15 protein-coding genes are annotated in these 13,126 nt (G+C 59.8%); 12 read left to right on the forward strand and 3 right to left on the reverse strand.

From position 1 onward, the window contains the following. Positions 1–99: 99 nt before the first annotated feature. The 6 genes from H7F36_RS02725 (at position 100) to H7F36_RS02750 (ending at position 5,884) form a co-directional block, all read left to right on the forward strand. Entirely contained in the window at positions 100–792 is a 693-nt protein-coding gene (locus tag H7F36_RS02725; RefSeq protein ID WP_222620426.1) for a Crp/Fnr family transcriptional regulator, read from the forward strand. 476 nt (positions 793–1,268) lie between these two features. Continuing rightward, entirely contained in the window at positions 1,269–1,988 is a 720-nt protein-coding gene (locus H7F36_RS02730; RefSeq protein ID WP_222620427.1) for a DUF6088 family protein, read from the forward strand. Next, positions 1,985–3,058, forward strand: coding sequence for a nucleotidyl transferase AbiEii/AbiGii toxin family protein (locus H7F36_RS02735; protein WP_187053230.1), 1,074 nt, complete (start codon positions 1,985–1,987; stop codon positions 3,056–3,058). Before H7F36_RS02730 ends, H7F36_RS02735 begins: the two co-directional genes overlap by 4 nt. Positions 3,059–3,512: 454 nt before the next feature. Then, on the forward strand, positions 3,513–4,841 hold the full coding sequence (locus H7F36_RS02740) for a tyrosine-type recombinase/integrase (RefSeq protein ID WP_187053231.1): 1,329 nt from the start codon (positions 3,513–3,515) through the stop codon (positions 4,839–4,841). A gap of 225 nt (positions 4,842–5,066) precedes the next feature. After that, positions 5,067–5,597, forward strand: a complete 531-nt coding sequence (locus tag H7F36_RS02745) for a phospholipase D family protein (RefSeq protein WP_410003078.1) — start codon at positions 5,067–5,069, stop codon at positions 5,595–5,597. A gap of 2 nt (positions 5,598–5,599) precedes the next feature. Continuing rightward, on the forward strand, positions 5,600–5,884 hold the full coding sequence (locus H7F36_RS02750; RefSeq protein ID WP_187053232.1) for a DUF6794 domain-containing protein: 285 nt from the start codon (positions 5,600–5,602) through the stop codon (positions 5,882–5,884). 255 nt (positions 5,885–6,139) lie between these two features. On the opposite strand, the gene H7F36_RS02755 is transcribed toward H7F36_RS02750, so the two are convergent. Beyond that, positions 6,140–6,847: an SOS response-associated peptidase gene (locus tag H7F36_RS02755; protein ID WP_187053233.1), complete on the reverse strand. Its 708-nt coding sequence runs from the start codon at positions 6,845–6,847 to the stop codon at positions 6,140–6,142. 233 nt (positions 6,848–7,080) lie between these two features. On the opposite strand from H7F36_RS02755, the gene H7F36_RS02760 reads away from it, so the two are divergent. Beyond that, the gene (locus H7F36_RS02760; RefSeq protein ID WP_187053234.1) at positions 7,081–7,344 is read left to right on the forward strand and encodes a hypothetical protein; all 264 of its coding nucleotides are present in this window, start codon (positions 7,081–7,083) and stop codon (positions 7,342–7,344) included. Positions 7,345–7,635: 291 nt separating this feature from the next. On the opposite strand, the gene H7F36_RS02765 is transcribed toward H7F36_RS02760, so the two are convergent. Both H7F36_RS02765 and H7F36_RS02770 read right to left on the reverse strand, forming a co-directional pair. Next, positions 7,636–7,968, reverse strand: a complete 333-nt coding sequence (locus H7F36_RS02765) for a hypothetical protein (RefSeq protein WP_187053235.1) — start codon at positions 7,966–7,968, stop codon at positions 7,636–7,638. Continuing rightward, the gene (locus H7F36_RS02770; protein ID WP_187053236.1) at positions 7,949–8,446 is read right to left on the reverse strand and encodes a hypothetical protein; all 498 of its coding nucleotides are present in this window, start codon (positions 8,444–8,446) and stop codon (positions 7,949–7,951) included. Before H7F36_RS02770 ends, H7F36_RS02765 begins: the two co-directional genes overlap by 20 nt. Before the next feature lie 704 nt (positions 8,447–9,150). Between H7F36_RS02770 and H7F36_RS02775 the strand changes: the two genes are divergently transcribed. The 5 genes from H7F36_RS02775 to H7F36_RS02795 all read left to right on the forward strand — a co-directional run bounded on the left by H7F36_RS02775 (position 9,151) and on the right by H7F36_RS02795 (position 13,112). Continuing rightward, positions 9,151–10,068 carry a hypothetical protein gene (locus H7F36_RS02775; RefSeq protein WP_187053237.1) on the forward strand — a complete coding sequence of 306 codons (918 nt, stop codon included), beginning with the start codon at positions 9,151–9,153 and terminating at the stop codon, positions 10,066–10,068. After that, positions 10,065–10,727 carry a hypothetical protein gene (locus tag H7F36_RS02780; RefSeq protein WP_187053238.1) on the forward strand — a complete coding sequence of 221 codons (663 nt, stop codon included), beginning with the start codon at positions 10,065–10,067 and terminating at the stop codon, positions 10,725–10,727. Before H7F36_RS02775 ends, H7F36_RS02780 begins: the two co-directional genes overlap by 4 nt. Before the next feature lie 104 nt (positions 10,728–10,831). Further along, positions 10,832–12,070, forward strand: a complete 1,239-nt coding sequence (locus tag H7F36_RS02785) for a hypothetical protein (RefSeq protein ID WP_187053239.1) — start codon at positions 10,832–10,834, stop codon at positions 12,068–12,070. Between the two features lie 470 nt (positions 12,071–12,540). Further along, on the forward strand, positions 12,541–12,894 hold the full coding sequence (locus H7F36_RS02790) for a helix-turn-helix domain-containing protein (protein WP_187053240.1): 354 nt from the start codon (positions 12,541–12,543) through the stop codon (positions 12,892–12,894). Then, positions 12,894–13,112: a hypothetical protein gene (locus H7F36_RS02795; RefSeq protein ID WP_187053241.1), complete on the forward strand. Its 219-nt coding sequence runs from the start codon at positions 12,894–12,896 to the stop codon at positions 13,110–13,112. Before H7F36_RS02790 ends, H7F36_RS02795 begins: the two co-directional genes overlap by 1 nt. Positions 13,113–13,126: the final 14 nt, after the last annotated feature.

A 13,126-nucleotide genomic window follows, 5' to 3' on the forward strand; every position in this document is an offset into this window, starting at 1 on the left:
CCGGCCTCATACTGTCCGTTCGCTTCGAAACGGCATTCGACACGGCCTGCAACTGCTGGCTCCTCCCCCTTTCGGATGCGCCAGCAACCGAAAGCCTTCTTGCCCACTTCGTCGAATCAAATGATCGAGCGGCTGCCGCGCGCCGCCCGTTCCAGGCTCATCGCACTCTGCGAACCGCACCCGCTGGTACTGTCCGAAGTCCTTTGCGAGGCCAAAACGTCCACGCGGCACGTTTACTTTCCGACGGAGGGCTTTATCTCGCTGGTGTCCGTCATCGATGGGAACCAAGGCATCGAAGTCGGAATGGTCGGACAAGAAGGCATGCTGGGTGCGCATCTGGCGCTCGGCGTGGCGTCGCAGCCTCTGCACGCGCTGGTACAGGGTACCGGGTCGGCATTGCGGATCAATGCTCGCGCCTTTCGCGTCGAATTAAGCCAAAGCCCGGCGTTGCAAAGCGCGGTCTTTCGTTATCTCCATGTGCTGATGGCTCAGCTCGCTGTATCGACCGCCTGTGTGCGCTTTCACTCCGTGCAACCAAGATTGGCCCGTTGGCTCTTGATGAGCCAGGACCGAGCAGCCTCGGACGGTTTTCGTGTCACGCATGAATTTTTGGCCTACATGCTCGGCGTTCGAAGGGTGGGAATCACTTCTGCAGCGAGTGCATTGCGGCGCGATGGGCTGATCAGCTATCACCGTGGTGACGTGACAGTGCTCGATCGCAAAGGCCTGGAAGCCGCTGCCTGCACTTGCTATGCGGCGGATTGCCGGTCTTACGCAGCTGTCATGGGGTGAGGCGACGCGCCACTGCGGCGCGCATAAAAAAACGGATTGCGCTGACGCGCAATCCGTTGATTTCAATTTGGTGGCCTGGGGGCCGGTTCGAAAGTTCTTGCGCAACCCGTGCGCGTAGACCTTGACCGCGAGAGCGGTGTGCAAGGATGAGGGGAACTGCAAGCAAGCCCTCACGCCACAGGGCGCACCCGCGTTTTACTGGCAAGCGCAGCGCGCAGCGGCACCGCTGCGAAGGCATCTGCAATGGGGGCCGAAGGGGCGAGACGCCGCAGGTGGCTCGATGCGCAGCACGCACAGCGCGAAAGCCGTCCGCTTGGGCCGTGTGCAGCGTTCCGAAAACGATCGAGACGTCCGAAATAAATTACAAGTTTCGGACATATTAAATGGATAACGTATTCAAAAGTCCGAAGACAACCACATCTTTCGGACAAAATATTGCTTTACGTCCAAAAAACAGTTACAAATATCGGACAAGTATGTCCGACCTTAAATCCGCTGTCCTATCCCTCGTCAAAGCTGACGGGGCCAGCCGTGTCTGGGTGCCGACGGACTTTGCCGCCTTCGGCAGCCGCGATGCGATCGACAAAACACTGCAACGCCTGGTCCACGACGGTGAGCTGAGACGCATCGACAGAGGGTTGTACGACAGGCCGACCCTCAACAGCCTCACAAAACGCCCCACCAGTCCGGACTACCGCGCCATCGTGGACGCCATCGCTCGTCGGGATCAACTTCGCCTGCTGGTCGACGGCCTGACTGCGGCGAACGACCTTGGCCTGACCGACGCGGTGCCCGCCCGCGTCACGATCCACACCGACGCCAGACGGCGATCCGTGAAGCTGGACAACCTGGTCATCGAGTTCAAGCAGACGGCCCCCAGCCGTCTGTATTGGGCCGGCCGGCCAGCCATGCGTGTTGTGCAGGCCCTGCGCTGGCTGAAAGACACCTTGGCCACCGACCGGCAGCGGATCTTGGGCAAGTTGGGCAAGCTGCTGGCTGATCCGGTCCACGGCGACGCCATACGCAAAGACCTTCTGGAAGGCTTCAGCACGTTGCCGACCTGGATGCAAAGCCTCGTACGCGAACTGCCGGGATGCGATCCCAAGATCACGGCCGCCGCGCTACTCAAACGAGCCAAATCCAGCACAAGTGCGAAGCGCCCCTGTCCGAAGAGCGCGATCGGGGAGGCTGCATGAACGCCGACTTCCAGACCGTGATCGCGGCTGCAGATGCCGAGCGACGAGATCTTTTCCTCGGTGCTGCGGCGCGCCTCGGCTCCGCCGTCCAGAACGTCGAGAAAGACTTCTGGGTCTGCTGGGCTTTGGACGCGCTGTTCAACGGCCTTCCGGCTGGTGGCCCGCGGCTGCTCTTCAAGGGGGGCACATCCCTCTCGAAGGCCTTCGGACTCATCTCCCGTTTCTCCGAAGACATCGACATCACGGTCTTCCGCGATGACCTGGGTCAGGGCGTCGAAGCGGCAGACCTGGACGCGCTCAGCGGCAAGAAGCGCCGCGCCCGGCTTGACGCCATCCGCGATGCCTGCAAAAGCTACATAGCCGGGCCGCTGACCACCCAGTTCACCGAAGCCGCAGCCGCTGCGATTCCCGAAGAGCGATTCCTGCTGGAAGCCGATCCGGAAGATAAGGACGGTCAAACCCTTCTGTTCTGGTATCCCCAAGTCACGGCGGCCGAAGGCGACTACATTCGCGCCGCCGTCAAGATCGAGGCTGGCGCGAAATCCGCCCTGGACCCGCACATCGCCGCGACTGTGACGCCGTACGTTGCGGCCGACTTGCCCGATCTGAATCTCGTCGTCTCCGGCGTGACGACAGTCCAACCGGAACGAACGTTCTGGGACAAGGTGATCATCCTGCACGGTCTGCGCCAGTGGTACGACCGTCGTCAGGAACTGCGCCACGAAGGGCAGCGGGTATCACGTCACTATTACGACATCCATCGCCTTTTGCAGGCGGAAGGCGCACCAGCCTGGCAAGCCAATCTCGATCTTGCCGCAGACTGCGCAACACATGCCAGGTTGTTCTTCGGGAGCCCTGACCTGGGGCTGGACTCAGCAGCCGCAGGCACATTCACGCTGACCCCCGACGCTGCGATGCACGACGCGCTCGGGCGAGACTACGCGGCCATGTCCGGAATGATCTTCGGCGACATCCCGCCTCTGGATACGGTACTGGCAAGTGTTGCGTCGCTTCAAGAAGCGATTAACGCCGCGGCCAAGTCACCCTTGGGCAGAGGGACGTCAGCATGATCGACTATTTCAGCAACCGCAAAAACGGGCCTGTCGTTTCGCCCGTACTCAGGACGTGATTACTCCGACGGAGGCTTATGGTGTACCCAAAAAGACTGCGCGTGAAAAGCAACCTGAGTACACCGTTAGGTACACGCAAGAACGGGACGTTGTGGGATTCAGAGATACCGCTTGAGCCGCCCTTTCGGGCTAAGTCCTTGATTCACAAGGACTTCTGAGCTGACTTGGGATCTACTGAGAAAGAAAGATGGTGGCCTGGGGCGGAATCGAACCACCGACACGCGGATTTTCAATCCTCAAATAACACTGTTGATCACTGTTCAGTGCTGTTGATAGAATCAATATAAATCAACATCTTACAGAGACTGTGCTGGTCAAAACACCAGTAATGCATGGATTGATGTTGATCTAAATATTGGTGAAGTGGCTACATGGTGGCTACACCAGGATCAACATGGCCCGCCCCCGCAAAGACCAGCCCCTCGACCTCACCCAAGCCATGGAGCTGACTGCTGGAGCCATAGAGCGCCTTGTCTGCCCGCCCGGCAAGGACCAGGTTTTCCTGCGGGATAGCAAGTCGCCGGGTCTGCGAGTGCGCGCCACGGCCAGCGGCGCCAAGTCGTTCGTCTTCGAAGCCAAGCTCGACCGCAAGACGATCCGCCGCACCATCGGCGATGTGAAGGCGTGGCCCATCGAAGAGGCGCGCGTCGAGGCGAACCGACTTCGCGTCACGCTGGACAAAGGGCACGACCCGCGCGAACTGGATCGCGAGCTTGAAGCGGTGAAGGCTGCAAAGGTCGCTGAAGGCGTCGCCAACGCCCTGACGGTGCAAGAAGCGTGGGACAGGTACACCAAGGAGCGGAAACCTCACTGGGGCGACCGGAACTACGCCGACCACGAGAAGATGACGCAAGAGGGTGGCAAAGCGCACAAGCGCCACGCCGATGTCAAAACAATTGCCGGCCCTATGGCGTCTCTCATGTCCATGCGCCTTGTCGACCTCGACGCCGCGGCCATCGAATCATGGGCGGCACACGAAGCCAAGACCCGCCCTGCCCGCGTGCGCCTCGCTCTCCGGCTGCTGAAGGCTTTCCTTCGCTGGGCCGGTGGCGAAGCCGATATGAAGGGCAAGGCAGATCCAACCGCGGCCAGCGCCAAGAAAACGCGGGAGATCGCTGGGAAGCCGCAGGCCAAGAACGACTATCTGCAGCGGGAACAACTGGAGGCGTGGTTTTCCAAGGTGAAGCAGATCCCCAACCTCACCATCTCCGTGTACCTGCAGGTGCTGCTGCTGACCGGCGCTCGGCGGGAAGAGTTGGCCGCGCTGCGTTGGGCCGACGTGAACTTCCAATGGAAAGGCATGAACATGAAAGACAAGATCGAAGGTCAGCGGCCTGTTCCGTTGACGCCCTACGTGTCGTCGCTGCTTCGCTCCCTGCCACGACGCAACGAGTGGGTGTTCTCCAGTCAGACCAGTAAGTCGGGGCGCCTTGCAGAGCCGAGCATTGCGCATCGCAAGGCATGCACAGCCGCAGGGCTCAAATTGACGCTGCATGGCTTGCGCCGGTCTTTCGCCAGCCTGTGCGAGTGGCTGGACATCCCTGGCGGCATCAGCGCCCAGATCCAAGGACACGCACCGCAAGGCGTGCGCGAGCAGAACTACATCCGGAGGCCACTGGATCTCCTGCGGGTGCACCACGAGAAGATCGAGGCGTGGATGCTGGAACAGGCAAAGATCACGTTCGACCCGTCGGCCGATGCCCAGCTCAAGGCCGTCGCCTGAAAAAGTAAAAAGGTGCCCGGAGGCACCCTACAGAACCTACAAAAGGTCCGCAACTCCAGGCCGACGTCGTGTTCGGCCGCCGCGCGACAATGCACGCTCCAGACGCCCCTGCGCCATCGGCGCGTCGCTTTTTGATCCGTCCATCCCTCGTACTCGTCGTCGCTTTTGCCTCAATTCCTGATTTCCTTCCGCTCACGCAGGCTCCTGCTTGCGCTCGCGTTGTCTTTGCAGATCGGCTGCAGCGTGCAGCCATCTTCGACAGATGCGCCCGCAGCCGTGTCCTTGCAGCCGGGCACCCGCATCGATGTCGCTTTCTCACCGGAAGCGGGTGCAGAGGCCCTGGTGCTCAAGGTCATGGACAGCGCCCAGCGATCGTTGCGCCTTGCCGGCTATTCCTTCACATCTCCCGCCGTCGTCCGTGCACTCGTGAACGCGCGCAAGCGCGGCGTGGACGTCAAAGTCCTACTGGATGACCGGGGCAACCGCGGTAAGGCCAGCATCGCCGCAATGAACTTGATCGCAGGCGCCGATATACCGATCAGGGTGATCTCGAGCTATGCCATCCACCATGACAAATACATCGTGGTCGATGGCCGGCACACGGAGACGGGTTCCTTTAACTACAGCCAGGCGGCCGCACGGTCCAACTCCGAGAACGTGCTCGTGGTCTGGAACGATGAACGCGTCGCGTCGAGTTATCTCGCGCATTGGGACAGCCGCTGGGCTCAAGGGGTTGCGGTGGAAGTGAGCTTCTGAGCATGGACGGCTCAGACGGCTTTCCGGAAACAGTCGACGCAGCTGTTCGGCTGCTGATCGCGATGGTGCCGAAAGCAGAACAGGCACGAATCGCAGCCATGGCGCGGGACGAACTGGTGGTGTTGCACTTCGGTTTGGGCCTGTGGATCCGAAACAACCTCGGGCTGTGGCAAGGCAACCGGGCGTTGCTCGAAGCTTGTGGTGTCCAAAGCCCAGACGATGCTTCGACCTTCCTCATCGAGGCGTTCTGGCGGGAGCTGCGTGCCCTGGAGCCAAAGCTTCACTGAACATTGACCGGCGCCACCCGACTCCAGCGGCTCGGACGCCGTGACTTATTTCCGCGGCGAGTCTGTGTTCAAGTCAATCCCTTAGTGCGGGGGATTTCACAATTTAGCTGTACCCATTGTCCACAGTGAGCGTGCATAACATTGTGGACAACTGCGCTGGCACAGGGCCGGATCGTTGCTGTGCGGGCCTTCGCCGGTGGTGCTCTGTATTTAGGCACCGACCTCAGTAAGTCTGCCAGCCTTGCACGGAGGGCGCTAGGGTGCTTTGTCACTATCGTTGGACGCGACCAGCGTTGCTGGTGCAACGATAGGCCCGGCGACGAACACATCCACCGACGCGAGTCGCAACATCTGCTTGGCTTCCTCGACGGTGCCGGCCAGCCACTGGTCGACATCGCCGGCCTCGATTGGGATCACGCTGCGCTTGTCCTGCGCGTCCGGGGCGAACTTCGGATCGGGCTTGTGCATGCGGCGCATCAGTTCGTGGTCGTCGGCGTTGAGTGTGAGCATCGTGTAGCTCTCGTGCACCTCGCCGGTGTCCTTGTTCGTCCAGACGTTCCACAGGCCCGCCAGACCCCACGGCGCGCCATCCGCGCGGCTGAACTGCCACCAGATGTTCTTGCCCGTTTCCCAGTTGGGTTCGTCGAACGATGCCGCTGGAATGATGCAGCGCTGCCCGCGCTTCCACGGGTCTTTGTAGCTGGCCTTCTCCGCCAGCTCTTCGCTGCGCGCATTGTTGGTGGGAAACTTGAGTTTGGGTTCTTTGGCGAACCATGGGATCAAGCCCCACTGGCCGACGACCAGCTCGCGCTCGTACCCTGTTGAATGACGTGCGCGCCGAATGAAAGGCCCCGGCGACCGCGGGAAGACCTGGCGCGGAAACAACGGCGGCCGGTTCGTTGGGCCGAGGTGCCAGAAGCGTTCCATCTCCGCTTCAGCGGGCGTGACGTAGCGATTGCACATCGTCAGATGCTACTGGCTTGAGCCACTCGGCGGCCGCGTCGGCGGGCGGCATGGTGCGTAGGTGCTCATCCCGCCAAAGGTCGCGCGCCAACTCTTCAAGCACGGCCGCATCGAGCGTTCGCCACCGCTGATGAAGGCGATGTGCGCAAGCCCCAATCCAAACGTCAGCGTTCAACAATTCCATATCGACATCGTACACAAACACTGTACATTCATCCAGCATGCGGGTGAGAATGAAACGACGATTCAAGGCTGGCGTGGAACTGGACGACCGGCAGTTTCACGCTCAACCGTGGGTCATCGGGTTGCTGCAGTACCAGGGCAGCGCGCTGTATCTGTGTGCGAGCACCCCTGACGGCAACCCACCTCCTTTTGGCATGCTTTACCGGCCCGCCCTGAAGGCTTGTTATAGCGACACGATCAGCTTCACCGGCATCGAGCTGGAGGGGCACCAGTGGCTGGTGCAGGTATGGTTTTGCGAGGTGGGGAATAGATGAGCCTCACGGACATCTTCAACGCCGAGCAGGCGCGCATCTATGGCCCGCTGATGATCGCGTCACAAGAGGCCGCCACGCGCTGACGGCCGTCGAATTTAGGCAGACGCTGCTTGATGTTCGCTGGAAGCGATCGGACTTCTGCTGTATGGGGGGTGCGAACGCAACACGCCGAGCCGCTGGGCGAACGGCGTCGTACCGGTGCCGGCTTGGGTTCGCGTATATCGCGGCGTTCTGCTGGAACTAAAGGGCATGCACGCGACGTACTTCGATCCGATGGTGGCGCCTGACACCTTAGGTTCGCAGTCGGTGGCCCGTTGATTTCCGCCAGCGGTGGTCGGAGCCCGGTCCCGACGCAAGGAGAGCCGCGTTTCGATCTACGACTGCTCTTTCGGGATCGTCGCTATTCGGACGCTCGTTGCTCTGGCTCTCGATGAAGGGCACGTCGATTGCCCCACGCAGCATGGCGTGTAGCTCGACTTCCACCTTTAACGAATTGATCAGCGTCTGTGCGGTTTCGCAGACGGCACGCTGTCTGGCGATGTCGAGCGGCTTCGTGTCGTCGTCAAGGCTTTCGAGAACCTTGAACAAATGCCCTCGCATGGTCTCAATGTTTCGCTTCGACATCTTGCAGTTTCCTTTGGACGTTGTGGTGGAGACGGATCAGTGATCGCAGTTCGGGCGGGTAGGCGTGGTGTCGCTGGTCCCATGTGCTGAGCACGTATGCATGGCCGCGTTCGATACCAAGAACGTCAGCGCGGTGGTAGATGTTCCGATCGGTGCGACGGGGCAGCAGACAGGCAAACACAGGCACGGGCGTGCATGGGTAGTGAGCCCACAAGATCTCGTCCTCCTCCTGCGACCATGCTTTTCGCATCCGCAGGTTGAGGTAAAACGCGCGCGCCCGAAGGGCTTCCGGCGGCCGAGTAAGCATGGCTGCCAGAAAAATAGTGTCGACCGCGCCGTATAGATCCCTGAGCATGGAATCTTCATCCAGCGCCCAAGGCACTGGAGGCGTCAACTTGTGAATCCCGAATTTGAGGCGACGTATAACGACGCCGACTTTGGAACGACCGAGCCTTTTGCCTATCGCGGCGTCGGTCATTGCGGCGCATTTAGCGAGCATGAAAGCGTCATCCTCGGCAGACCAACGGCGACACCGGTTTTCCTCTGTCCCAGTCGTTCGTGGCTGCCGGATGGCAGGCGCTATGGGCTTCCGTGGACGTTGTGGCATCTGCACAGTTTTTCAGACTGTGACGTTGCCAGCCATGGCAGAAAACCGGATGTGCAGCAGGCCCGTCAAAGGGCACTCGCATGCACGCGCACGCGCCTTAATTGATTTGTCGACGCAGCGTACAGCGAAGATGTGAGGCGCGCGCTTCGAGTACTACCAGACGTAATCACCGTGCGCGGTCTGGAGAAATACGGGTGCGGATTGTGTAAAAGTACACTGAACCAAGTTGTTTAGGTGTACCATAACAACTATGGAAACGAAAAAGACTCACGGTGGCGCTCGCGAAGGTGGCGGCAGGAAGCCGCAAGTTGCTGGCGCGCCGGCCACAGCCCCGGTCACGATCAAGCTATCTGACGCCCAGAAGGAGAAGCTTCAGCGGCTTGGCGGAGCACCTTGGGTTCGTGACCGGATCGACAAGGCGAAAGAGCCAACGAAGTAAGGCGCCGCGCCTCAGGGCGCTGGGGGCATCAGCCTGTTACCCCCAGAAAGCTGAGGCACAAAAGGCGACGGCCACAGGAGGTGAGATTCCTGGAGCCGTCTAACCACAACGTGCAACTTTTGAAGGACCGCACACCATGGCTATACAAATTATCACTCCCGCCCGCGGCAAGCAGCACACAGCGAAGCGCGGTAAAGCGCAGGACCGCACGAAAGCTCCGCAAAGCGCCCCAGCATCAAACTGGCGGACGATCGCCACCTCGGCACGCGATGCAGCGTGCAACTTAATGGAAGCAGCGGAAGAGCGCGCCGAGCAGGAAATGGACACCGACGGCTTTCTGCGTTTGATGAACCTGGCAACCATCATGCTGGGACAATTCAGCTTTCAAGACGAGCAGCGCTCAAAGCAAGAATGCGAACGGGTCGTCTTCGACACGATGGCGATGATCAATGGCGCTCTGCACACTCCGGAAGAGATGGACAGCGTCGCGCGTTCACTTGGCGCACAGACATACGACATTCTCGACAAGATGTCCGATGTCATGACGAGCGGCTCTTACAACCCGGAATATGAGCGCATTGCACGGGCAGCCATTGAGGCAGCGACTGTCGTAGATCCACAAGACGCCGTGCCTTTGGATGCCGCAAGAGCCCGCGGGCCGTGCGACAAGAAATCGTCGGCGCAATCTCCGAAGCGCGTTGATGACGAACCGGTCGACATCGAGGGCTTGATCTTGCGCGCTACCTGCCATGCGCACGAAGCATGCGCAGTTCTCAGTGCGATCACAGAGGAACTGAACAGCAATGCTGCTTACGGTGGGTCAGATCTCGCAGAGATCGCCGCTAAATCCCTTGAATCGATCTCGCAAACTGACACGAAAGAGGACGAATGCAACCCCGCAAGCAACGCTCTGTGCGTGGCAATCGCAGTGCTCACCATGGTGGCGCATCAGGACACAAACATTGCGCTGTGGGCATCTATCAGCCTGCTTGAATCATCCAAGCGCCACATCGACCGCGCCATCATCAAGATCATTCGGGAGCGCCAAGCATGAAGCCCGCAAAGAGCAAGATCACCGGCGTAGATTGCTTCGGCGATAGCCGCGGCAACTATTACTTCGGTCGGCCTGACGCGTTGATCGCTGCCGGCTTAGTTGAACCCGACCAGTTACCCGGCAAGGCTGGCATGCCTCGAACGTCAGTGATGTTTGTTAAAGGCATTCAGCAACCTCGCACGGCACGCCCCCAGCACAATCAAGATTGGATGCAGGTTGCCAAGATTGGCAGCGCATTTCGAGTGACCAAGGGCGTCACAGGCGAAGAGAGCGAACGCCGCGAGCAGACCGAAGAAGATGAGCGCGAAGCCCGCTCACGCATCAAACACGATCCCGGCCTGTCCGCATCTCATGAAGCAGTCCGCGACGCCAGCGCTTTGTTCAAGGTTGGCGATTCGGTGACAGTGGCGGGCTGCGCTGCCGTCATCTCACAGGGTTACGGAGTACACCGCACGAAGGAGAAAGGCGGGGAATATCTGCAAGACGATGGATCGCGCAGCAGCTACAGGCTCGGCTACATCATTCAGTTCAGAAACGGGGAAACGTACTTTGTAGAGGCATGGAAGGTGACAGATCCGGAAGGGGCACCAACCCATCTCCAGTTGGTTGGCGTTCCATCGGTTCGGACGCAGCGACCAATGATTGCGCTCAGGGGCTGATCGCTCCACTACTCTCAGTTCTGCCAGCCATAGGCTGATCCCCGAAAACCTGCTTCCCTGGCGGGCTTGGCTGGCATCTTTCTTAAGGGGCGCAAGGGGCGCATATGCAAACTATTTACCGTCAAGACACTGGCCGCATTACAGTCGCCGACGCGAAGGAATTGATTCGCAAAGCCGCACCGATTGAGCGGGTGGTTAATGTGTACGTCGAAGTAGGCCCCGACGATGAGGCCGTTGCCGACTCGCCGCTGATCATCGAACAGGGCACTGCCCGACGTTATGACCTGAGCATAGAAAGCGACTTTGATGAACTGTGCAAACAGCTTTCGATTGAGCCCCGCAATCGCTGGCGCCCGGCACTTACCGGATACAAGTCTGACGCGAGGCAGGACGCTCTCTACTCGATCGACCACATGGAGTTTGTCCGACTCGCGGAGCTCCATGGTGGGACTGTCGTGGTCCGTCCTTCCAAGAGGGCAAAGCCAGTCGTTACAACAAGCGAATATGCAGAGTTAGAAAAAATAGTTGATTGGTACAACGCAGTGCTGGGCGCGGACATCTGGCGCAAGCTTCCTGCGGTAAAAGCCGAAGATGCTGCGCTGCTGATGAGCGAATTTTCTCCGGCTTCGACTAAAGCAGCCGACATCAAAGCCGACGGCATAGCTAACCTGCAAGTGAATGCCGATGAGTTTGCGCTGATGCTCAGCGCCTTCGAGGCTTTGAGCACGACAAGCCGCAGCTTGGCTGATTGGCACCTCGTCGCGAGACAGCTGGGTCTGACGTATCACGATTGGATCGATCGATACGAAGCGGCAATGGCGATTCTCGATCCTGCCAATGTGCCGATCCAAACTGCAGCGGCTACATCACCATCGGCCGCGGCGCCGGTCGACGCTGCCGTGGAAAGAATCGAACTGGAAGCCGAGGTTGTCCGGGTAGATACCAAGCCTGCCACGCCCAATGACATGCCTGCCCCGCAGGCAAACGAGGCTGATGCTCACGGAGCCGCGGCTACTGCGCCCCGTACGACTCCTGACGGCCCCGTTTCGCTATCGACGGGTGACATCGCGTTCTGCTTCGCGGGCCTGAAATGGACCGAGAAGGAATGGAAGAAGCCACTCGGCGACATGCCCAAGTGGCTGGAGAAATGCCTTGAAATGAGGGGGCAGAGAGGGGTGCGGGAGCATCGATGGAACCCGGTGCTCATCGCAGCCACCCTTGTGCGAGAACACAATATCAAGGCCAATAGCGCCCGCGCAAGATTCCAAACGCAGCCTCTACTGAAGCCGTGGTTCGACCTTTGGAAAACCTACGAAGCAGATCACTTTGATACGTTGGCTTAACCCCGGGTGTAAACCCCGCGTTATCGGATAGTCCATCGCATGCGCACAGCGAGAAGCGCAGTTTTTCAAACCCCAGGGTCGTTGCTCTAAATGCGGGGTTTTCATTGTTCGCCCATACCGGTCTGTGCCACCGGTTTAAAGGCAAATAATGGAACAAGTTTCCTACCAAGCATCGGGTATGCAGCGCGATTCAGAGAGCGCAGGGTTCACACCCTTGGACCGCGAAGATCGTCCGACGGTCAACACAGCCGCAGCGGCACACTATCTGAACCGCCGACCGCAAACATTGCGCCAGTGGGCATCCAAGGACCACGGACCGCTTCGTCCACTCCGCGTAAACGGGCGCCTTGCCTGGCCCGTGGCCGCGATCCGTAAGCTGATCGGGGTGGCACTGTGATGAAGGCCCTCAACGCATTGGCCTTGCGACTCTGGTTCGCAAGCCCTTCCCTTTGGTTCAAGGGAGCGTCCAAATGAAAGAACCCATGGCACTTTCGAGGGCGACCATGGGCTTTCAAAATCAGACCAGCAGTTTCGATTTTACCGCCAACGTGGGCGTAGCAGCGCGCCGATACCTCACCCGCAAAGAGCAGCACAAGGTCATCTTGTCAGCGCTGCGTCACAGCCCCAAAACGACGGATTTTTTGCGCTCCGTCGGTTGCTTCCAAGCCCCGACTCGTATCCACGAACTGCGCGCGCAGGGCTACAGCATCGACACCGCGATGGTGAATGCATGGGGCGCTGATGGCCGAACCCATCGCATGGCGCTCTACACGCTGAACGAACCGACAGACGACTGGGTTCGCCCAGCCGCAGGGAGCAACTGATGCCCTTCGCAAAGATGGCCGCGCTGGCGGCAGTCCAACCGTGGGCGGCACCACGCAAAACCGATGCCGACAACACTCATTGCGATTGCTGTGGGGGCTCGATGGAAGCCTATGCGCGCCGCTGTGGTTTCTGCAACCAGCCAGCGCTCGACGAACTGGCAGCACGTCGCGAGAAAACGGTTCTGCTTCGTATGGGAGCACAACGCCATGGCCGCTGAAGACAAGACCTACG

This window comes from Variovorax sp. PAMC28562 (assembly GCF_014303735.1).
Taxonomy (GTDB): domain Bacteria; phylum Pseudomonadota; class Gammaproteobacteria; order Burkholderiales; family Burkholderiaceae_C; genus Variovorax.